Here is a 20,393-nt window from a genome sequence, read left to right as displayed (position 1 = left end):
CATGAGCCAATCAAATGTAACACCAGCTCCTGAAGCCGCTCCATCTGCATGGCAGCGTTTTAAAGAGTCGGACTTCTTGTATTACTTCAAGCGCGACAAAGTGGCGATGGCAAGTTTTACGGTCTTTATGATGTTCTTAGTGTTGGCATTAGCTGCGCCAATTCTAGCTCCGACTGACCCGTATGATCTGACGTCTATCGACATCATGGATTCAGAGCTACCACCGTCTTGGATGGAAGAGGGCGATGAGCGTTTTGTTCTTGGTACGGATGAGCAAGGCCGTGATATTTTATCGACCATTCTTTATGGTTCTCGTCTGTCTTTGACGATCGGCTTTTTAGCCGTCGGTCTTCAGTTGATTCTGGGTATCATCATTGGTTTGTCGGCGGGTTACTTCGGTGGTCGTATCGATAGCTTCTTGATGCGCTTTGCGGATGTTCAACTATCGTTCTCAACCATGATGGTGGCGATCATCGTATCGGCCATTTTCAAAGCCAGCTTTGGCAGCGATTTTTACAGTCAATACGCGGTGGTGATGCTGGTGGTGATCATCGGTGTGGCTGAATGGCCGCAATACGCACGTACCATTCGTGCTTCTGTACTGGCTGAGAAGAAGAAGGAATACGTAGAAGCGGCACGAGTGATGGGCTTTAAAGCGCCACGCATTATGTTCCGTCACATCCTGCCAAACTGTCTATCACCAATCTTGGTTATCTCGACGGTACAGGTAGCGAATGCGATCATGTCGGAAGCGGCACTGTCATTCCTAGGTTTGGGTCTTCCTGTTGATCAGCCGTCACTAGGTGCGCTGATCAGCATCGGCTTTAACTACATCTTCTCAGGTGCGTGGTGGATTACTGCCTTCCCAGGCATCGTGTTGGTTACACTGGTTCTGGTTATCAACTTATTGGGTGACTGGTTACGAGATGTATTCAACCCGAAACTGTACAAAGGTTAAGAATTTTCCCGCCAAGCGTTGTAAATTCGCTTAATTCCTTCCTAAACTGAGAGCCGGATGCAAATTCCGGCTCTTTTTTTGCTAGTTATTCTTTGTTCACATTTTTTTGGCGCTTTGCCGCCATAATGACCTTACCCACTAATTTAGAGTGAAGTGTATGGAAATGAAGAAGGCACAACACCCATCTCGTATCTTCCAAGCAAGCCTAGCTTTCGGCTTGTTGCTGGTATGCGCCCAGTTTTCTAGCCCAGTATCGGCGGAGGAGTTCCTTTGCCAAGCTACTCAAGCCAGCGAGAAAGAACTGCCGATGCTTGAGAAAACGTGCCCAATTGGTAACGGAGTATGGGGAAAGAAAGTGCCGCAAGGAGGCAACTACCTCTACTGGATTCAATGCGGATTACTACCAAAGCCAATGTCACTCGCGAAAGCAAAGCCGCTTTACAGCAAGATTACGACTGACGTGTGGATGAAGCCGGAGTCCAAAGGTTATCGCTGTTTGATTGGGCCTTACAAAGATCTGTCTGATGCGAGAGGGGATTTGCGAGGAGTCAAAACCTTGTCGAATTACAAAGAGGCGTTCATCCGCGTGGTTGGAAAAGAGAATAAACAGTCTACGACACCATCTAAACCCGCTGTGCCGTCGAAATCAGCCGCATCTTCGGTTAAGCCAACACCGACGGTGACCCCGAAATCCGCGCCAGTTCCTGCCGTGCGAGCTGATACCGACGCCTTTACAGCGCCGGCAGAGAAGTCAAAGACCAAGGTAAAAAATACACGTGATAATTCTTCGTCCAAGCCTGTTGCTAAGACCAAAGCGAAGCCAGTTGTGAGCGGGAATGATGACATTGAAGTTCGGTTGAGAACCTCCTTACAAGGCAAAACGTACGTGGTGCCGTACTTACTCGACCACCACAATCAGTTTTACATGGAATACGGCAAGCCGTGGAATCGTCTCAACTACGAAAACTCGCAAAAAGTATGTCAGCAACTGGGTATGAGCTTAGCCAGCCCTGCAGAATTCAAAGTGTTGAGGGCGTCTGGTGTGATGGAAAAAAATCAATGGCCACTGCAACTGCCGTATTGGGGCAAAGATAAGAAAGGTTTGTTCGCAGATCGTGAGCCAAACCAGCTCACCGGAACCTCATTATTGAACGTAGTGTGCGTGAAATAACGACTCAAATATTGCGGTCAAAAAGATAGAAGAAAGCCCCGAGTTCGGGGCTTTTTTGCGGTCTCAAATATTATCGCTATTTGAGTGGCGTTTCTTTGTGACAGTTAGAGCAGATATACACTTCTTTGATGCCGACCAAGCGTTCCCAAAGCGTTCTGCGTCTTCTACGCAAATGCACGCTATCACAGCAAGGGTTAACGATGGTTGCTTTAGTCATCATCGCCAGGCTCCAAAATCGGGAGCGAACTCGCGATGCTCGTCATGGCTTCTTTGTTGTGAGAGTACAGACCATATTCCGGCGCGGATTCATGACCGTTTTGCTCTTTACTCCAACGAATACCGATGTAGAAGTCACCAAAATCACGGTTGATGTAACGATGACGAGTTTTGTAATCTGACTCTGAGCCTGTTTCTTTTAGAATCAGCAGCTCACGGCCTTCATCATTCTGGATTTCCCAATTACCTGGAGTTTGGAATCCTGTTGGCATGAACGACGTGTAGTTGTAAGTATCAGCGTCGTACTCGTACGTACCTGACGAGTATTTCAGGACTTTGTCGTCGCCCGAGCCTTTACTTTCTACCATCAAGTCATGCTCTACCGTGCCGTGTTTGATGTGTTCTGCAACCGAAAGTGATTCTGCGAATGGTGTATTGCTTGAATCCATCCAGAACAGCTCATCATCTGAGATTTTAACGATCATCTGAGTGCCGTTATGCTCGGTTGTGTGCTGGTACAGCATTTCATACTCTTCGCCGTAGCTGTTGTATAGCTTGCCGTCTTTCAGCTCGACGTCTTCACAGTCTTTATTGTGGTATTCCGCGTAACCAGTTTGTTGGTCCAAATCGGAAAGAATAGCGTAGGCATCGTGTTCCCATGTGTTTTCTAGGAAGTCGCTGATGCTCGCTTTGTACTCTTGATTCATCTCATCATGGTTTGAGCCCCAGCAGAATAGTAGGCCTTCAGAGTCTTGCATCAACATGGCATAGCCAATTTCACCGTCTTTTTGTGCAAAGCTACCCATTTTCCACTCTTGACCGTTGAAGTGCTCGTGAGTGAAGCCCAAAGTCGGTACTACTGGTGGTGGCGTTACGCCTTCGATAACCGTTGGCATGCTAAGCGCAATCTGTACCGCGGTATGGCCATCTGTTGCGCTAATCGCAAGTGCTGCACCAGCTTCGCTCGCTTTTGTCGGTGTGCCTTTAATGGTGACAATCGCATTACCATCCTCAGATACTGTTAGACCTTCAATGTCCACATAGTCCGCTGAGTAGTCGGTGATATGACCGTCTTTATCTTGGAACAAGTTAGAAATATCGAGCGTTTGCTCAAATACTTCACCTTGTTGTAGGTACCAACCATCAACGATGGACTGTAGATGCGCTTGTTCTGTTTCTACAACCATTGGTGGTAAGTTTGCCGATTCGATTTCGAACTTAAATACGGTGCTTACCGTACCCAAAACCTTACCTAAAGAATCAATGTCTTGCGCCGTTAGGACTATCTCAAAATCACCAGCTTTTTCTACGATAGCAGTCGGATATAGAACAATCAGGTTGCCAGTTTGCGCAACTTCAATGCCTGTGCCTGCTAAGTTGTGCGTCAGTTTGGTTGTCACAAGGTTTTGGTCTTTGTCTGTGAAAAGACCTTCGATGTTTAGTTCAACGCCATCAAAGCCTGCGCCTTGTACGATTTTTGGTAATTTGCCAAGCTTATCTTTAGCAGCCTCTTCGACGGTTTCGTTTACGGTTAGCTTGTTATTGATTGCCGTTTCAGGTGTTAAGTTGTCGCTATTTGGGGTCGCGTCAGTGATGATTGGACGTAGACTTGGGTCATTGATGTTTTCGCCAGATGCAACAAGACGATCGACTTCTTGGTTTGCCGCTTGAGCAAATTCAGTGGCCTTTTTCTCGTAGTTAGCTGGGTTTTGCGCTTTTGAGTCGGTCAGAATCTGAGCGGTTTTATGTAGTTCGGCGTTTTTTGTCGCACCTTCAACAAAATCACTGTACAGATCAATTGGTGCTTCTTCTGAGCCTCCTAGCGCTTGGTTTACCTTGGCTTTTGCGTCTTCTTCACTAATGGATGGATCTTTTGCCATTTCAATCGCAACAAGGTCTGTGATAGGTGAAATCACGTTTGACGATGTTGGTGCACGGAACACGATTTCGTGGGCCATGGCTTGGCCTGGATGATCCATATCAACCGTGTATTTGCCAGCGTACTCTTTAGCATCCAAAGCGATAAGCTGTTTCTGCTTTGCACCGTTTGGTGTAATGGTCTGCAGTGCTAGAGTTTTTTCTGGTTTTGCATCCAATTTAAGCTGACCTTTCTCATCGGTCAGACCAAGGAATGTTTCTTGAGTGTCCCATTGGCCGTTGTTGTTCGTATCTTCAAAAACAACTGCATGTTTGAAGTAGCCGTCAAAGCCTGTGATCACAACACCGTTGTTAGCACTGTTTGAACCACCATCTGAACCGCCACAGCCAGTAAGAGCGATAGCCACTGACGCTGCTAATAAACTCACCTTATTCATTATTCATTTGTCCTTGTTTCGTTTCCGAATGAGAAAGTCGCTTTTTTATTGTTTTTATCTTTCAATCTCACTAGTGAGATTGAAGAGAGTGGTGTCTTTTTAATGACTATTGAGCCTAGGTTCAAGACACGAAAAACCGCACAAAACCCGTAAAATTTATTTCTATTTTTTGTCTATGATGGAAAATTGATAATTTGATCACGGTTCCAGTTTTATTTTGGAGATGATTGTTTTGTCAAAATAACCACCTGTAAAGAAAGGTCTATTGGGTGTCGCTAAGGACAGGGGCGTGATAAATCATGTTGATCTTAAATTCCTCAACGCGATCAGCAAATTGAGGGTGAGGTTTAAGCACATAACTGTAGACTTCGCCTGGAATGAATATGTCGTAATCTGTGTATTCAAGGTTGTAAAACATAAATGTCCGTTGCCAGTAATCATCTGGCCATTCAGCACAATGTATTGGACTTACGCCGTCAAAATCCATTGAGCTAGAGATAATATCGGCAAACTCGCCTCGCCCCGCTACGATAGAGCTGTACCAGTAAAATAAATAATCATGACAAAATAGGTCATGTTGGTTTGATTTCATATTGAGATCAGAGTCCAGTTTGTGCACTGGTTCGTTACCCTGAACACTTCTATCAAATATGTAGTTGCTAGCAGTCCCGTTTATGTAACCTCCTCCTGAAATGGGAAAGAGGTAGTCAAACAACGTTCCTTGATATTCGTACTCACCAGTGTGGACATTGATGCGCTTTTCCATCGATTGCTTGTTTTTTTGCATGGTGTAGCTTTCGAATTGTTTGCCATCAAATACGGTGGTGAAATAGTTCTGAGTCTCTTTATGAACCTGAGATGCGTATACCTTTTTAGTGGTCCAAATTTGGCGTACGCCGTGGACATAAACAATCAACGAGTCATCACTGATTTTGTACTCACCCACCTTTTTTAAGTCTCCCTCTTCAGGACACTGGTGTTTGTTGCTTGAGGCGGCATAACGTACCTCGTCATCCTCAAACTGAAACGCTTCGCAATACACCACTTCATACGCGTACGCGGTACCGCCAAGATTTTGCGTCGTCTCCAAGCGATAGACAATGTCGCCAATTAACGGGTGTTCCGTGTCATTGTGACCTGGAGTGACAACAGGCAACTCAAAACGTGTTGTGACCCACGCATGGTCGCTGTCGCCGTGGTAATCATCACGCGCCGCTACCGCCAGGTATGTGGTGGTTTTAATGTTCTCTGGTGCACCTAGTACCATCATTTGTCCTTGGTTTAGCACCCTTAATCCATTGGCGTTTTCGAGCCAAATCCGAGTGGTGAGGAGATCGCCATCCGGGTCTTCAAACAGTTGGTTAAGATTGAGCGAATAGCTAATCGGAGAGTTTTGGTTGAGCTCCCAAGTATAAATAATGGTTTGTAGCTGTTGTTCCACCGTGAGGTTGATGATGGGTTTATTATTCTCTGATGGGTCCTCTTTTGAGCGGCTGTCTTCATAACCCAATGACGAGTCGTAAAAAGAGCCGTCTTCTGTAGTATGAAATGGGTTCGTAACTGGCCCTGGTTGTCCTAAAATGGCAGAATTGAAGGCGTCATCACCGTCTTTTGTGTGGGCGTTCTCCAACGCAGATCCCGTCAACGCTTGCTTTACTTCAACTAAAGATGTGCGCTCATATTGACGATGTGTTCGCGTGGTTGATTGGCTCGTGCTGTCTGATGAGTCCGCCGCGGATGCCAAGCTGGATTCGTCTGACATGCAGTATACGCCGAGCAAACCAACGCAGATGGCGCCGATTATCCAAAACTTTTTGCTTATCATTACGCGTGCGCCATTCGTGATTGCAACCAACTGCGAGAGAATTTTAGGTCTTTCTCTATTAAGCTCGCGCTGCACTCGAGCAGTTCACTGATTTCTTGGTTTTTCATGCCCATTAAATACTTGAGTTTGAGTGCACTTGATTGGCGTGGGTAACGGCTACTGAAGTTATCCAGCGCTTTATCCATGATGATCAACTGTTCGAAGCGATCTTCTTCATCTCTCATCAATGTGATGTGTTGTCGCTTTTGTGCTTGGTGCGAGCGTGCGTTATCGATCAAGATTTGACGCATCACTTTGGCGGCCATCAAAAAGAAATCACGTTTTGTTTCAATTTCACTCATGTCGCAGTTGGACATCTTCAGGTAAGCATCATGAATTAATGCCGTGGTGCTGTTGACGCTATCGGCCAATACTTTGTTGTCGGTGCCGTACTTTTCCGCGTTTCGTTCACGCTCGTGTTGGGCGATCTTACGTAACTGCAAATACGCAAATTGGTAGAGCTCACTCTCAGCTTGTTTATCACCAGATTGCCATTGTTGAATGATTTGTGTCAGTGCTACTGCTGTTGCCATGGTTATACATCCTCGCTCACTTTGACAAATTCAGAAATGGTGTGGGTTTCAATGCGATCGGAGCCGTCTCGGTTGCGGAGAACATCTTGTTGATAGCGATATAAAATGCCTTGTTCCCAAGTTGCGCCAGCGGGCAGATATTCCCAAGTGGTGTAATTGATTTCGGCAGGGGTCGTTGACCAACGTACCATGACATTCATTTGCGCAAGCTCGGCTTTGGGTTCGTCATTGTTGACCCACCACATGTCCGCATACTCTTGGGTGACATCTTGTGTGTATAGGCTTGCGTCGGTTGGACAGGTGTCTGCATTGTGCGGCAGTCGCATGACTTGTTGGTGGCGCATCAATAGGCACGATTGTGTCATGGACTGCTGGTGGTATTCGGTTTGCTGCCACACGCCGAGGTAGTCAATGTCGTGTTCGCTAGTATTGGGATACGTAAACCACAGCATTTCTGTACGATTGTGGTGGTGGATGTTTTTTTTACGCCCAAGGCCTTGTACTTTTTCCATCAGTAGCTCAGTACTTGGATCAAAGTTGAGTGCAACGGAGCGGTATTTCCAGTCGCCTTCATCATCAAAGTCTTCGAGAGAGAAACCATTCAAGTCGTTGCGGGTGCACCCAGTGATTGAGCAACCGACGATATTAAACCAATCCGCAAACTTGCTTATCGGTTCGACAACATCTTCCGTGATAGGGCGCTTCATCGAGAGGAAGCAACCTTGAAAATGATCGCCAATGCTTGGATGCTCAATCAATGAATCTTTGGTGATGGTGAATCGAGTTTCACCAAACGGAGGGCGATATTTAGGATGATGTTGATAACGTAAATCGTAAGCACAAGCGCGGCCTTGCCAATCTTTCTTTTTGATCACGATGTTTTTGAACGTCATGCCGCGAGGTTCGAAGATGATCTCATCTGAGGCAAAGTTTTTCTCAATGTACAGCTGGCTTTCGTTTAGGTGCTCAATTGCCTCATCGACAGACACCCAGTCGAGATTGAGGTGACGTTTGGCGTCATCCAGATAATTGAGGTCAAGGCCCTTGAGCTGGTTTTGAAAGCGAGCATCAGATAACACGCGGTTGGCTAAGACAATTTCCTTACGATTCTCAGGCGTGCTGTCGAGAGAGAGCAGCAGGCGCGTCATATTGATGCTACGACTGGGTTTGGTTGTTGCCATCGTCGGTGTAAGCACTTCTTGGCTCGATAAGGTTGTCAGCAGATAACCCTTCTCATCGTTGCCAAGGAAGAAACTAATCACATCACCAGGTTGGTAGTGAAATGCCCCTTGTTGGGTAACGCCAGTGATATTGGAACTGGTTTTGTAATACAAGCCAGTCACCGGCGCATCGATAAAGTAGCCTTGCTTCAAGGATGAAGTGGGCGGGTGTGAAGTGGCAGCAGAAGTGTCTGCTGCTAACGTGGAGGTAGCCGTCAATGCAGACAGCCAAAATACCACTGAACGTGTATACATCTTGTTTTAAGCCTTATGGGTTGGTGCTGTCCTCAGACGCACAATTTGGCTGACAACTCATTGGAGTAGTTAGGTGCTTCTTTGGCACCGGTGTCATCATCGCCAACAACATTTTTTGTTTTATATGTTTGGGGATATCTGGATTAGAGAGTATCCGCCTTCGTGTTAACTCCATCATGGAGCTCACCGAGAGGTGTTCGACATTCTGCCCCTTCGCGTGGAAGATAAGGCGAGTCATTTCGTACATCATATCTTCTGCAATCTTCTTCTCTTGTTGCAGTTGGATATTCTTTTGCATCATGGCGCTGCCAAATAGCACACCTGATAGCACGATGATGCCTGACAATGCAGAAGCAAGAGGGCGCCGTTGCACCAAGCGAAAGGCGCTATACAACGGCCAGTGTTTTTTCTGCTCGATAGGGCGACGTTCGATAATTCGCTCGATATCAATGCGTAGCGCTCGTACATCTGAGTATCGCACTTGGGTGGCTGGACGCGTCGCCCGTCTTATCACCCAATACACATCAGACCAAACCGCTGGTGACGGAAACATCAAAGCGAGGATTTTGCCCAATGAATAAACATCGCTTTGCTCTGTCAGTACTTGTCCTGCCTGCTGCTCAGGGCTGGCAAAATTTTGGCTAAACGCAATCAGTGCCGAGGGTGAGCCCTCTCGGGTGGAGTGCGCTTTTTGAGTCAAGTTGAAGTCGAGCAGTTTGGGTCGTTTGCTACGATCAATCAGTATATTTTCTGGTTTTAGATCGGCATGCAAAACATGATGCTGGTGGGCGTGCTCCATCGCCTGACAAATCTGCTTAAACAGCAGCAGTTTTTCTGTCTTTTCCAGCTTATTTTCTGACAGGTATTCATCTAAGGTTTGACCAAATACCCGCTCCATCACGATGTAAACTGAATCTTGATGAAGGCCGCCATCAAACACTTTCGCTATGTATGGATGGTTTAGGCGCGCGAGCAGTTGTGCCTCATCGAAGAGTGCACGTTGTCCCAGCACATTACTCAAATTGCTTTGAATAAACTTGATAGCTAAATCTTGCTCGAACGTTTCATCTGCCCGTAGAGCGGCGTAAACGACACCCATGCCACCGCGACCCAACTCATGAGTTAGGCGATACTTACTGATGACTTCTCCGCTTAGATCGACGTCTCGGTTCGTAGCCTGGTGAGCACCAAAGTAAAGTAACTGCGTTAGTTGTTCTTCAGGTGTCTCGTGGGCTAAAAGAGGAACGAGTTGTTGATACAGCTCAGGTTGACTTTGTTGCAATGCTTGGAGGTATTGCTGCTTTTGGGAGTCGTCCAGATCAAGCAAGTGATAGTAAATCTGAGTTTCGCTAGAGCCTAACTGCACTGTGCCTAATGTCTTATTCTTTTAGGTACGGCATTTTATAAGAACTTTGATATAAATGTCATTTATTTATTCGGCTTTGACTCACAATGTATGAAACGCAATTTGGTGGCTAATAGAATAATAACGTCATGATTTTGCGAATTATTTTCACTGAGCTTGTCGGCAGAGAGTCTATTCGTCATAATGTTACTTGTAACATTACTGATAAATCACATATTTATGGCTCAACAGAATAAGAAAACTCGCACGACATTGCAGGATGTCGCAGACCAAGTTGGTGTCACGAAGATGACGGTTTCACGTTATATGCGTAACCCTGAATCGGTGGCAGAAAAGACTCGGGCCAAGATTGCGACAGCGATTGAAGAGATGGGATACATCGAGAACCGTGCCCCCGCTATGTTGTCAAAGTCGTCCAGTAAAGCCATTGGTATTTTACTGCCCTCATTGTCCAACCAAATTTTTGCTTCCTTTGTTCAGGGCATTGAGATGGTGACCAAAGCCAATGGCTATGAGACGCTTTTAGCGCATTTTAGCTACGATGAGCTTGAAGAAGAACGCAAGATCGCGTCATTACTCTCTTATCAGGTCGATGGACTTATTCTAACCGAAAGCCATCACACGCCGCGTACATTGCAGATGATAAAAAATGCAGGGATCCCTGTAGTGGAAACCATGGAACTACCACCAAAGCCGATTGATATGGCGGTTGGGCTCGATCATGAAGATGCCTCGTACACGGCGGTTAAGCAGATGCTAGATTCAGGTAAGCGCACAATCGTTTATTTTGGGGCGCGTTTGGATACGCGAACCAAGCTGCGTATGCAAGGCTATGATCGCGCGATGACGGAAGCAGGGCTAGAACCTAAGCACGTATTAACGGGTGATCACTCTAGCTTCTCTTTAGCGCATGATTTGCTTGAACGCGCGCTAGAAACTCACCCAACGCTTGATGGCGTATTCTGTACCAACGACGACATCGCGATAGGGACCATGCTGAGCGCGCAACAACGTGGCATTCAAGTTCCGCAGCAGCTGGCGGTTGTGGGCTATAACGCGCTGGATATTGGTCAAACCATCAGCCCGAAACTGACTAGCGTCGATACACCGCGTTTCAAAATCGGTGAAAAGAGCGCAGAGCTTTTGATCGCGCGTCTGAAAGGTGAAGCGCAAGAAGAAAAAGTGGTTGATATGGGGTATCAAATTACCTCAGGAGAGAGTGTTTAACTCGCAGTTATCCGCTCTCTGTAATCGCTCATCAATGGTATTGGCAGGTTAGGGTATGGCACATCAGCTGGATGCATTGGATCTCAACTTAATGCGTTTATTAAAGGCAGTGGTGGAAAACCGCAGCATCAAGCTGGCCGCAATGCAGCTGGGCATTTCTCAACCGAGCGCCAGTCGCGGCGTGATGAAGCTCAAACAAGTGTTTGATGACCCGCTGTTTGTGCGTAAAGCGCATGGGGTTGAGCCGTCACCGATGGCAATACGTCTCGCCGCCGAGTTCGACAACATGATTGCACCACTGGAAAAAGTGGTGCAAGAGTTTGAAGTATTCGACCCTCAGCAATACCAAGGGCAGATCGCGATTGTAACCGACCCTTATTTGATGGATGAACAAGGGCAGCGATTGCTAACTGGCTGCCATCGAGCGTTCCCTAAAGCGCACTTTGCCTTTTCCAGTTGGAACAGTTACTCGCACGATGAAATGTTAGAGGGTGAGCACGATTACTGCATTCTTGACCAAGAGACCGAGCTGTCGAAAGACATTTATATGCGTCCGTTGTTTGTTGAAAAACGGGTGATTTTGGCACGTAAAAACCACCCGACTTTGTCGAAAGTCAGCAATGATTGGGACACGGTCTCCAAACTGCCTCTGGTGTCTCTGCCTGCGCCCGCCTCGTATAAACCACTTTGTACCGTGGAGTCCGAATATCGTCGTATGGGCTATGAGCCTGTGGTGTTATTGAAATCCTATAATTTGCGTGTGGCGTGCCAAATGTTGCAAGAAACCGACGCGATTATGTATGCCAGCCAAAGCTCGGCAGTATTGATGCCGGAGCTGGACTCTTACGCGATGCCTTTGGTCAACCGTGAGTTTAGCCAGTTTGTCGTCTCTGGCGGTTTCTTACAAACCAATCGCAACCATCCTTTGCACCGACACTTACATAAAGTGGTACGCCAAACTCTGAAGACGCCATTAATTTTCGCACAGTGACGACTGATTATTGTCTCTCGTCAACGAGATTCTCTGCACAATTTAACCATGAAGAAAATGTGTGATTACATAGACAACTCGATCCTATAGATATTCAAAAATGAATATCTCAATTACCTGTCTCTTTTTCCTGCTCAGCGCTAACCTTATCTCAAATAGTCAGGAGAAGTGGCTCATTTTTATCTTTTTAACTTTTTGAATGTCGATATAGATGCGTGACATTCACCATTCTCCGTTATGCAGTTTTTTAATTTCTGATGGAGGATTCATCATGCTAGTTGCACGTCTATTTTTATTGCTCGCCATCGTTGCCGAAGTAGCAGGCACCAGCACCATGTCTTTTATCGGACAAGGTCATGGATGGTTGGGCTACATCGTGATGTACGTATTGATTGCGGTGTCGTACTACTTCCTCTCGATTGCTGCGAAAAAGATTTCTATCGGCGTGGCATACGCTGTTTGGGAAGGGTTGGGTATCTCATTGATCACGGTTGTTTCGATCGTGTTGTTTGATTCTGACTTAAATACCCAAGAGCTGCTTGGTTTGATGTTAGCTGTCATCGGCATCGTTTGTGTGACTTTAGGGGAGTCACACGGGCAATCTAACACCAAGAAAAACGCCGATAAACTGGCAAAAGAACGTTCATTTTCTACAAGTGTAAGGTGTGAATCATGAGTCAATTTTTTACGATGTCATTTGGATTTGTCGTGATGGCTGCCTTGGTCGACATCGTGGCCAATATGGCGCTCACACGTTCTCACGGCTTTAAATACAAAGGCTGGGGCATTACCGCGATTGTGTTGGTACTGGCTGCGTTCACGCTATTGGCGCAAGCGGTGAAAGAGATCGACTTAGCCATTGCTTACGCCTCTTGGGGCGCGATCGGTATCTTAGGTACCGCAGTTGGTGGTGCCTTGCTGTTTAAACAGAAACTCAAGCCAATCGGCTGGTTTGGTATCTTTGTGGTGATTGCTGCAGTCGTGGTGATGAAAACCGCTTAATGCAATCCTCTGAACCCCAGATATCTTCATTCTGAACAGCGAGGGACGCGCGTGATTCAGAATCTACCGACAACAAAGTGCAGTGGCAGAGGGGGTTCTCTGGCTTCACAACACGTTGATAGTAGATCCCTGATCTCGCCTAGGCTCGTCGGAATGATGGACTAATTCGTTTATTTAAAAAGAGAAATGACCAATCCCAAAGCTCGTCATTCTGAACAGCGAGGGACGAGCGTGATTCAGAATCTACCAACAAAAAGTGCTGTGGCAGAGGTGTTTTCTCTGGCTTCACAGCACGTTGATAGTAGATTCCTGATCTCGCCTAGGCTCGTCGGAATGACGGACTAATTCGTTTATTGAAAAAGAAAAATGACCAATCCCACATCTCGTCATTCTGAACAGCGAGGGACGAGCGTGATTCAGAATCTACCAACAAAAAAGTGCTGTGGCAGAGGTGTTTTCTCTGGCTTCACAGCACGTTGATATTAAATTCCTGATCTTGCTTAGGCTTGTCGAAATGACGAGGTTTTTCTTCTCGCCTTAAACAATGAAGCTTGCGCCTTCTTCTGCGCTAGAGACGTTTTGGCGGATCACGCTAAACAAGCCTCGTCCCCATGTTTGTTGGGTAGATTCGGTGTCGAAATGAATCAAATCGCGACCAGTGGTGTCACTTAAGTTGTTCAATTCGCCCGTTTGGCAATCCAGACGAATCAAATCGCCGTTGCGCACCAAACCAATCGCGCCGCCACGAATGGCTTCTGGAGAAACATGGATCGCAGACGGAATTTTACCTGACGCGCCAGATAAACGACCGTCAGTAACCAGCGCCACTTTAAAGCCCGCTTTTTGCACGTTACCTAAAATGGGCATCAGCTTGTGCAGTTCAGGCATGCCGTTTGCCGCTGGGCCGTTGTGTGTGACCACAACGATGCAATCTTTGTTCAGCTCACCACGTTTGTACGCAGCTTCCACTTCGTGTTGGCATTGGAATACGATCGCTGGTGCCACAATCACGCGTTGCTCTTCTTTCACCGCAGACACTTTCACCACGGCTTTACCCAAGTTGCCAGTCAGTACGCGAGTGCCGCCGGTGTTTTGGAAAGTGGCGTCCGGTTTGGCGATCACGTCACCGTCTTGGCTGCCTTGGCACGGTGTCCAAGTCAGTTGGCCATCGACAAGGCTCGGCAGCGTCATTTGGTCTTCAAATTCACCAAACACGGGTTTCACATCGCGATGCAAAAGCTCGGATTGGTTCAAGCGGTGCAATAACGCAGGCACGCCCCCCGCGTCTTGGAACGCGTTCATATCGGCTGGGCCGTTCGGGTAAACGCGAGCTAACAAAGGAACCACATCCGACAGATCGCTGATGTCTTGCCACGTGAGCAAGATGCCAGCAGCACGCGCCACGGCGATCATATGAATGGTGTGATTGGTGCTGCCGCCAGATGCGAGTAGAGCGATGATGCCGTTGACCAAGCTCTTTTCTGTGACCACTTCTGCCAACGGACGGAAGTGTGCAGAACCCGCCGTCATTGAGGCGATTTTCAGAGCCGCGTGATCGGTTAACGCTATACGCAGTTGGGTATGGGGATGAATGAATGCCGAACCTGGCAGCATCAAGCCCATGGCTTCGAACACCAACTGGTTGGTGTTGGCGGTGCCGTAAAACGTACACGTACCCGCAGAGTGGTAAGCGCGACACTCCATATCCAGCAGAGCGTCTTTGCCGACTTCACCCGCTGCGTATTTTTGGCGCACGTCGACTTTCTCTTCGTTGCTGATGCCTGTTGCCATCAGACCCGCTGGTACAAACGCAGTCGGTAGATGCGCGTAAGACAGCGCGCCCATCAGTTGCCCCGGGGCGATTTTGTCACAGATACCAAGCAGTAATGTGGCATCAAAGACATTGTGACTCAAAGATAACGCCGTTGATTGCGCAATTAAGTCACGCGAAAACAGCGACATATCCATGCCTGCTTGACCTTGAGTCACCCCATCGCACATCGCTGGCACACAACCTGCGACTTGCGCTGTATGGCCGTAGTCCGCCAGCACTTGTTTGATTTGTGCTGGGTAGTCTTGGTACGGCTGGTGGGCGCTCAACATGTCGTTGTAAGCGCTGATCAGCGCGACATTGGCATGAGTAAAATCGAGAATATTTTTCTTTTCAGAAGAGCAAGAAGCGGCGACTGCATGGGCTAAGTTACCACAAGATAAACCAACACGGCCTTTGCCAGCTTCGGCTTGCACTTCGGTGCGAGCAAGAAACGCAGCGCGCGCTTCACGGCTGCGCTCGGTCAAACGTTGTGTGACCTCAAGAACAACAGAGTGAGTCATTACGCCACCTCGATCGCTTGCATTTTGATTAGCTCAGCGGCAGAGCGTTCCACCACGTCGCTGATGTCTCCGTCGATACTGACGATCAGAGTTTGAGGCTCGTTGTCTGGGCGCTCTAGCGTCTCGAATTGGCTCTTCACCATGTTTTCTTTCATGAAGTGGCCTTTGCGCATACGCATGCGATTCAGGATCAACTCCATATCGCCATCAAGGAACAGGAAGGTCACGTTGTCGTTGCCTTCGCGGATCTGATCGCGGTAAATCTTTTTCAGTGCTGAACAGACAATAATGCCGTGTTCGTTTTTGCTTTCTAGGCTGTACGCCGCATCACGAATGCGTTCTAGCCATGGCTTGCGATCATCATCGTTCAGAGGCTGGCCCGATGCCATTTTCTGAATGTTCGCTCGTGGATGAAGATCATCACCATCAATGAATTTACGCCCTAGCTTTTTCGCTAGATGCTCACCAATTGTGCTTTTACCACTAGCACAAACGCCCATAACGATGACACTACTACCAGCCATAACTTATCCTCATAACCAAATTTGCGCGTGATCTCAATTTTTGAATTCACTTTAAAATATGGGTTTATCTTATTCATGTTATCGGTAACATGTTACCGGTAACTGAAATAAATGTGAACCATAACACAAACAATAATTCTTAAAGGTGAACCTATGGAGCAATTAACCCAAGCCCCAGATCCTACGTTCCTACTGACGATTGCAGGCCTTGCCATTGCAGCGTTACTCGTTCTGATCATTAAACTGAAAGTCCATGCTTTTGCTTCCCTTACTATGGTGAGTTTAGGCACAGCAATCGCCACTGGCGTTCCTTCTGAGAAAGTCGTATCGACCATGATGGGCGGCTTCGGCGGCACACTGGCTTCCGTGGCATTGCTGGTTGGTCTTGGTGCGATGATCGGTAAAATTCTTGAAGTGACTGGCGGTGCGAAAGTGCTGGCAGACACTTTGATTGGTCGCTTTGGTAAAGAGCGCGCACCATTTGCTTTGGGCGTCGCTTCATTACTGTTTGGCTTCCCAATCTTCTTCGATGCTGGCCTTGTCGTGATGATGCCAATCATCCTAAGTGTGGCGGCTCGTTTTGGTGGCTCACCAATTAAATACGCGTTGCCTGCTGCCGGTGCTTTTGCGGTTATGCACGCGTTTGTTCCACCACACCCAGGGCCGGTTGCAGCGGCAGAATTTCTTGGCGCAAACATCGGTCTGTTATTGGTGGTGGGTATTCTGGTGGCTATTCCAACTTGGTACCTTGGCGCTTACTTATTTGGCTTGTACGCGGGCAAAAAATTCGATATTCCACTATCTAAAGCCTTCTTTAATGGCGAAGCGATGGTGGATGAGCGCAACGCACCAAAATTTGGCACGGTTATGACCATCCTTGTGCTGCCAGTCCTGCTAATCTGTTTGGATACGGTATTGAACACACTGGCGGTTGCGGGTGTGATTGATGGCAAAACGGCACTGGTTGAGTTCCTACGTATGCTAGGTAAAACCCCAGTTGCGTTGCTGATTACTTTGATTGTCTGTTTGGCTGTGTTTGCCAAAGACTACGGCATGGCAAAACTAGAAAAATTGTGTGGTGAGTCATTAGCTCCTATCTGTGGTGTTATCCTAGTAACGGGTGCAGGTGGCATGTTTGGCGGCGTACTGCGCTCAAGCGGTATTGGTGATGCACTGGCTGACGTTCTTACAGACACAGGTATGCCTGTGATTGTGGCGGCGTTTGTGATTTCAACCTGTCTGCGTGTTGCTCAAGGCTCGGCAACCGTAGCGCTAACCACGACGGCGGCTCTTATCGCGCCAGTTGTGGCAGCATCAACAGGTTTGAGTGAACTAGACCTTTGCTTTATCGTAATCGCGATTGCGGGTGGTGCAACGGTACTGTCTCACTTCAATGACTCTGGTTTCTGGTTGGTCTCTCGTCTGCTTGAGATGGATGAGAAAACCACATTAAAAACTTGGACGGTAATGGAAACGTTACTTGGTGGTATCGCGTTTATTATCGTCGCAACATTAAGCTTTATTCTTTAGAGGTTCCCCATGACAACACTTGAACAACGATTAAGAGAAATCAAAATCGTCCCAGTTATCGCAATCAACGACGTAGCACACGCTCTGCCACTGGCAAAAGTGTTGGTAGAAAACGGTTTACCATGTGCTGAAGTAACATTCCGCACAGAAGCGGCGGCGGAGTCGATTCGCATCATGCGTGAAGCGTACCCAGAGCTGTTGATTGGCGCGGGCACCGTTCTGACCACAGAACAAGTGGATATCGCGATCGAAGCGGGCGTGGACTTTATCGTTAGCCCAGGTTTCAACCCAACCACAGTGAAATACTGTCAGCAACGTGGCGTGACTATCGTACCAGGTGTAAACAACCCAAGCTTGGTTGAGCAAGCGATGGAAATGGGTCTGCGTACGTTGAAGTTCTTCCCTGCTGAGCCATCAGGCGGCGTAAGCATGCTGAAAGCACTCACGGCGGTTTACCCAGTGGAATTCATGCCAACAGGTGGCGTAAGCCCATCCAACGTGGAAGATTACCTAGCGCTGAAATCGGTTGTAGCTTGTGGCGGTACTTGGATGGTGCCAACCGCAATGATGGACAACGGCGATTGGGAAGGCATTGCTGAATTGGTTCGCGCAGTTAAGTAAAACGCACAAACGGCTCCGAAATGCCCCCGAACGTTGGGAAACGTGATACGAAAAAGGGTCATCAAGTTACTTGATGGCCCTTTTGCTTTTGGAATGAAGCGGCTTTAGAAGTGATGCTTCATAAAGCGCTTAATAAAGCGAATGAAATCGGCTTCGGCTAGCTTCGCGCACTTCAATGTTTGGGCGTGAGACAGTTCTACATCTCCCAAGCCTTCTGCCATGTTGGTGATCGCGCACACTGCCAATACGGGTAAGCCGCAATGCGCCGCAGAAATCACTTCTGGCACGACCGACATGCCCACTACATCACCACCGATGATTTGCATCATGCGGATTTCGGCTGCGGTCTCAAAGTTGGGGCCTGTGTAAGAGACAAACACACCTTCATTCAGGTGAATGCCATTGGCTTTGCCGACTTCAAACGCTTCTGCGCGCAGGTCTTTGTCGTACGCATTGGCGAGGCTGAAGAACCTCGGGCCGTACTCTTCATCATTCGGACCGATCATTGGCGATTCAGGCATGGTATTGATGTGGTCATGAAATACCACCAGAGAACCGACGTCGATGCGTTCAGGGCGAAGTGAGCCTGCCGCGTTGGTGACGAGCAGAAACTCACAGCCCAGCTTTTTAAAGGTGCGCACGGGCGTGGTCATGACCTTCATTGAGCCGTGTTCGTAGTAGTGACCGCGACCTTTCATGCACACTACGTCTACGCCGCCCATGGTACCAAGCACCAACTCACCAGAGTGGCCTTGCACGGTGCTAACCGGAAAGCCTTCGAGCTCTTCGTATGGAATGACCACTTTGTCTTGTAGTTCGTCTGCCAATACGCCTAAGCCTGAGCCTAAAATAAACGCCGCTTTAGGTTGGAAGTTTGGTTTGCGTTCACGAATGGTTTGTAGCGCGTCGATTACTGGATCGTGATTCATGTTAGTCACCTTCTGGTTGTGTGTTGATTCCATTGTGTGACTTTCTGCGCTGGTTATCTTTGCTTTATTCGTTACTATCATCCTTAAAAAGAGGATGATGAAATTCGCTAGGACTCAATGCATGAAGTCAGAACCATTTGAGCGCGTGACGCTGAAGATGCTGCGTTACTTTTACGAGGTCGCACAAACCAAGCATTTCACTAAGGCCGCCGAGAACCTCAATATCACCAATTCGCCGTTGAGCAATCGCATCAAAGAGTTGGAAGAAGAGCTTAACGTCAAACTGTTTGAGCGTGATTCAAGAAACGTCATGCTGACGGAGGCCGGGCGATTGTTGGAGTCCAAATGCCAACTGATTTTTCAGACCTTGGATGTCTCGCTCAATCAAGTGCAGCAAGTGGGGTTGAACCAGAGAAATATCTTGCGAGTTGGTGTGGTAAGTAGCGCATTTTGGGGCGGATTTGATCGTTTGTTACAGCGCTTCCATGCTGAGCATAGCACTTATCACGCCGACATTTTTGACCTTAACCCAGAGACGCAAAAGAAGCATCTGAGTGAGAAGAAAATCGACGTGGGCATTGTTCGTTTTGCCGATGCACTCAACATTTATCCGTATCAGTCGGTATCTTTGGGCAAAGATGTGTTTGTGGTGGCGGTGTCGGAGCAACATGAGTTAGCCAGCAAATCTTTGCTGCGGCTCCAAGATTTAAAGACGTGTGAGTTTGCGTTTATGAGCTTGGCGAATTCTGCCTCGGCAAACTTCATCATCAATGCCTGTCTGCAAGAAGGCTTTTCACCCCATATTGGCAAACAAGTGGTGGAGCCAAGCACCTTGATGGCGTATGTAGCAAACAGCAATACCGTGACGTTGGTGCCGTCGACGTTTTCTCAGCATCATTGGCATGGGATTCGTTTTATCAAGCTGAAAGAATCACTGCGTGCAGACTTATGCCTGATTCATGACGGTAAGCAGGAGAGTGCTATCAAAGCCGAGTTTATTCGCACATTATTAGAGAATGCGAGTTAAGCATGGGATAACAAAAAAGGTCATCCTAAGATGACCTTTTCAAATGATTCGCTGAAATCAGCAATGCGATTAGCGCGTAATTAACGCATCGTTGGTATCTACCAACACAAGTAGGTTCTGAAATAAATCTGGAAAGGTTTATATGGTGAGGCTGGGTAGCCTTTTTCAGAAAAATAGAGAATTTTAACTATTTTTCCTAAAATTTGAGTTTTGAGAGTACCAGTTTCCAGAAAATTAGTCACTGAATAAAGAGTGCGTTTTAAGATGTTGTGGTTGATGGATAATACCACCAAGCTCATTTATGCCCCTT

General features: G+C 47.5%; 18 protein-coding genes. 9 read left to right on the top strand and 9 right to left on the bottom strand.

Going from position 1 to position 20,393, the window contains the following annotated elements; all coding sequences use genetic code 11:
• Position 1 precedes the first annotated feature (1 nt).
• Both ACZ5ZC_RS16710 and ACZ5ZC_RS16705 read left to right on the top strand, forming a co-directional pair.
• Positions 2–958: an ABC transporter permease gene (locus ACZ5ZC_RS16710; RefSeq protein WP_005394358.1), complete on the top strand. Its 957-nt coding sequence runs from the start codon at positions 2–4 to the stop codon at positions 956–958.
• Positions 959–1,115: 157 nt separating this feature from the next.
• On the top strand, positions 1,116–2,129 hold the full coding sequence (locus ACZ5ZC_RS16705; protein WP_085343344.1) for an SPOR domain-containing protein: 1,014 nt from the start codon (positions 1,116–1,118) through the stop codon (positions 2,127–2,129).
• A 76-nt stretch (positions 2,130–2,205) separates the two neighbouring features.
• Here the strand turns inward: ACZ5ZC_RS16705 and ACZ5ZC_RS16700 are convergent, their stop codons facing one another.
• The 6 genes from ACZ5ZC_RS16700 to ACZ5ZC_RS16675 all read right to left on the bottom strand — a co-directional run bounded on the left by ACZ5ZC_RS16700 (position 2,206) and on the right by ACZ5ZC_RS16675 (position 9,898).
• Entirely contained in the window at positions 2,206–2,349 is a 144-nt protein-coding gene (locus ACZ5ZC_RS16700; RefSeq protein ID WP_012841245.1) for a hypothetical protein, read from the bottom strand.
• On the bottom strand, positions 2,339–4,660 hold the full coding sequence (locus ACZ5ZC_RS16695; RefSeq protein WP_464932144.1) for an acid phosphatase: 2,322 nt from the start codon (positions 4,658–4,660) through the stop codon (positions 2,339–2,341). Before ACZ5ZC_RS16695 ends, ACZ5ZC_RS16700 begins: the two co-directional genes overlap by 11 nt.
• A 262-nt stretch (positions 4,661–4,922) precedes the next feature.
• On the bottom strand, positions 4,923–6,482 hold the full coding sequence (locus ACZ5ZC_RS16690) for a hypothetical protein (protein WP_464932382.1): 1,560 nt from the start codon (positions 6,480–6,482) through the stop codon (positions 4,923–4,925).
• A gap of 2 nt (positions 6,483–6,484) precedes the next feature.
• Positions 6,485–7,057 (bottom strand): sigma-70 family RNA polymerase sigma factor, encoded by a 573-nt coding sequence (locus ACZ5ZC_RS16685; protein ID WP_005394366.1) that lies wholly within the window; start codon positions 7,055–7,057, stop codon positions 6,485–6,487.
• Positions 7,058–7,059: 2 nt separating this feature from the next.
• A complete protein-coding gene (locus ACZ5ZC_RS16680; RefSeq protein ID WP_395186196.1) occupies positions 7,060–8,532 on the bottom strand; it encodes a chromosome partitioning protein ParA in 1,473 nt (490 codons plus the stop codon).
• Between the two features lie 13 nt (positions 8,533–8,545).
• Entirely contained in the window at positions 8,546–9,898 is a 1,353-nt protein-coding gene (locus ACZ5ZC_RS16675; RefSeq protein WP_145473379.1) for a serine/threonine-protein kinase, read from the bottom strand.
• Positions 9,899–10,117: 219 nt separating this feature from the next.
• On the opposite strand from ACZ5ZC_RS16675, the gene ACZ5ZC_RS16670 reads away from it, so the two are divergent.
• The 4 genes from ACZ5ZC_RS16670 (at position 10,118) to ACZ5ZC_RS16655 (ending at position 13,118) form a co-directional block, all read left to right on the top strand.
• Positions 10,118–11,125: a LacI family DNA-binding transcriptional regulator gene (locus ACZ5ZC_RS16670; protein ID WP_005394370.1), complete on the top strand. Its 1,008-nt coding sequence runs from the start codon at positions 10,118–10,120 to the stop codon at positions 11,123–11,125.
• A gap of 55 nt (positions 11,126–11,180) precedes the next feature.
• Positions 11,181–12,116 (top strand): LysR family transcriptional regulator, encoded by a 936-nt coding sequence (locus tag ACZ5ZC_RS16665; protein ID WP_182019122.1) that lies wholly within the window; start codon positions 11,181–11,183, stop codon positions 12,114–12,116.
• Between the two features lie 271 nt (positions 12,117–12,387).
• Positions 12,388–12,792 carry an SMR family transporter gene (locus tag ACZ5ZC_RS16660; RefSeq protein WP_012841241.1) on the top strand — a complete coding sequence of 135 codons (405 nt, stop codon included), beginning with the start codon at positions 12,388–12,390 and terminating at the stop codon, positions 12,790–12,792.
• A complete protein-coding gene (locus ACZ5ZC_RS16655; protein ID WP_053807555.1) occupies positions 12,789–13,118 on the top strand; it encodes an SMR family transporter in 330 nt (109 codons plus the stop codon). Before ACZ5ZC_RS16660 ends, ACZ5ZC_RS16655 begins: the two co-directional genes overlap by 4 nt.
• A gap of 537 nt (positions 13,119–13,655) precedes the next feature.
• Here ACZ5ZC_RS16655 and edd read toward each other — a convergent pair.
• The gene (gene edd, locus ACZ5ZC_RS16650) at positions 13,656–15,452 is read right to left on the bottom strand and encodes a phosphogluconate dehydratase (RefSeq protein ID WP_464932143.1); all 1,797 of its coding nucleotides are present in this window, start codon (positions 15,450–15,452) and stop codon (positions 13,656–13,658) included.
• A complete protein-coding gene (locus ACZ5ZC_RS16645; RefSeq protein WP_005467756.1) occupies positions 15,452–15,976 on the bottom strand; it encodes a gluconokinase in 525 nt (174 codons plus the stop codon). The genes edd and ACZ5ZC_RS16645 overlap by 1 nt, the downstream gene beginning before the upstream one ends.
• 153 nt (positions 15,977–16,129) lie before the next feature.
• Between ACZ5ZC_RS16645 and ACZ5ZC_RS16640 the strand changes: the two genes are divergently transcribed.
• Both ACZ5ZC_RS16640 and ACZ5ZC_RS16635 read left to right on the top strand, forming a co-directional pair.
• Positions 16,130–17,506, top strand: coding sequence for a GntP family permease (locus tag ACZ5ZC_RS16640; protein ID WP_012841240.1), 1,377 nt, complete (start codon positions 16,130–16,132; stop codon positions 17,504–17,506).
• Between the two features lie 9 nt (positions 17,507–17,515).
• Positions 17,516–18,127: a bifunctional 4-hydroxy-2-oxoglutarate aldolase/2-dehydro-3-deoxy-phosphogluconate aldolase gene (locus tag ACZ5ZC_RS16635; protein ID WP_005379148.1), complete on the top strand. Its 612-nt coding sequence runs from the start codon at positions 17,516–17,518 to the stop codon at positions 18,125–18,127.
• A 104-nt stretch (positions 18,128–18,231) separates the two neighbouring features.
• Here ACZ5ZC_RS16635 and xapA read toward each other — a convergent pair whose 3' ends face one another.
• Positions 18,232–19,056 carry a xanthosine phosphorylase gene (xapA, locus tag ACZ5ZC_RS16630; RefSeq protein WP_021822698.1) on the bottom strand — a complete coding sequence of 275 codons (825 nt, stop codon included), beginning with the start codon at positions 19,054–19,056 and terminating at the stop codon, positions 18,232–18,234.
• Positions 19,057–19,177: 121 nt separating this feature from the next.
• On the opposite strand from xapA, the gene ACZ5ZC_RS16625 reads away from it, so the two are divergent.
• On the top strand, positions 19,178–20,083 hold the full coding sequence (locus ACZ5ZC_RS16625; RefSeq protein ID WP_464932142.1) for a LysR family transcriptional regulator: 906 nt from the start codon (positions 19,178–19,180) through the stop codon (positions 20,081–20,083).
• Positions 20,084–20,393 lie beyond the last annotated feature (310 nt).

This window comes from Vibrio sp. JCM 18905, from assembly GCF_055393305.1.
The sequence above is the reverse complement of the archived record's forward strand: the minus strand, read 5'-3'. Positions and strand labels throughout refer to the sequence as shown.

Bases quoted from the DNA above. Each gene is read 5' to 3' on its own strand.
- ACZ5ZC_RS16710 (WP_005394358.1), top strand. From the start codon at position 2: ATGAGCCAATCAAATGTAACACCAGCTCCTGAAGCCGCTCCATCTGCA.
- ACZ5ZC_RS16705 (WP_085343344.1), top strand. From the start codon at position 1,116: ATGGAAATGAAGAAGGCACAACACCCATCTCGTATCTTCCAAGCAAGC.
- ACZ5ZC_RS16700 (WP_012841245.1), bottom strand. From the start codon at position 2,349: ATGATGACTAAAGCAACCATCGTTAACCCTTGCTGTGATAGCGTGCAT.
- ACZ5ZC_RS16695 (WP_464932144.1), bottom strand. From the start codon at position 4,660: ATGAATAAGGTGAGTTTATTAGCAGCGTCAGTGGCTATCGCTCTTACT.
- ACZ5ZC_RS16685 (WP_005394366.1), bottom strand. From the start codon at position 7,057: ATGGCAACAGCAGTAGCACTGACACAAATCATTCAACAATGGCAATCT.
- ACZ5ZC_RS16680 (WP_395186196.1), bottom strand. From the start codon at position 8,532: ATGTATACACGTTCAGTGGTATTTTGGCTGTCTGCATTGACGGCTACC.
- ACZ5ZC_RS16670 (WP_005394370.1), top strand. From the start codon at position 10,118: ATGGCTCAACAGAATAAGAAAACTCGCACGACATTGCAGGATGTCGCA.
- ACZ5ZC_RS16665 (WP_182019122.1), top strand. From the start codon at position 11,181: ATGGCACATCAGCTGGATGCATTGGATCTCAACTTAATGCGTTTATTA.
- ACZ5ZC_RS16660 (WP_012841241.1), top strand. From the start codon at position 12,388: ATGCTAGTTGCACGTCTATTTTTATTGCTCGCCATCGTTGCCGAAGTA.
- ACZ5ZC_RS16655 (WP_053807555.1), top strand. From the start codon at position 12,789: ATGAGTCAATTTTTTACGATGTCATTTGGATTTGTCGTGATGGCTGCC.
- edd (WP_464932143.1), bottom strand. From the start codon at position 15,452: ATGACTCACTCTGTTGTTCTTGAGGTCACACAACGTTTGACCGAGCGC.
- ACZ5ZC_RS16645 (WP_005467756.1), bottom strand. From the start codon at position 15,976: ATGGCTGGTAGTAGTGTCATCGTTATGGGCGTTTGTGCTAGTGGTAAA.
- ACZ5ZC_RS16640 (WP_012841240.1), top strand. From the start codon at position 16,130: ATGGAGCAATTAACCCAAGCCCCAGATCCTACGTTCCTACTGACGATT.
- ACZ5ZC_RS16635 (WP_005379148.1), top strand. From the start codon at position 17,516: ATGACAACACTTGAACAACGATTAAGAGAAATCAAAATCGTCCCAGTT.
- xapA (WP_021822698.1), bottom strand. From the start codon at position 19,056: ATGAATCACGATCCAGTAATCGACGCGCTACAAACCATTCGTGAACGC.
- ACZ5ZC_RS16625 (WP_464932142.1), top strand. From the start codon at position 19,178: ATGAAGTCAGAACCATTTGAGCGCGTGACGCTGAAGATGCTGCGTTAC.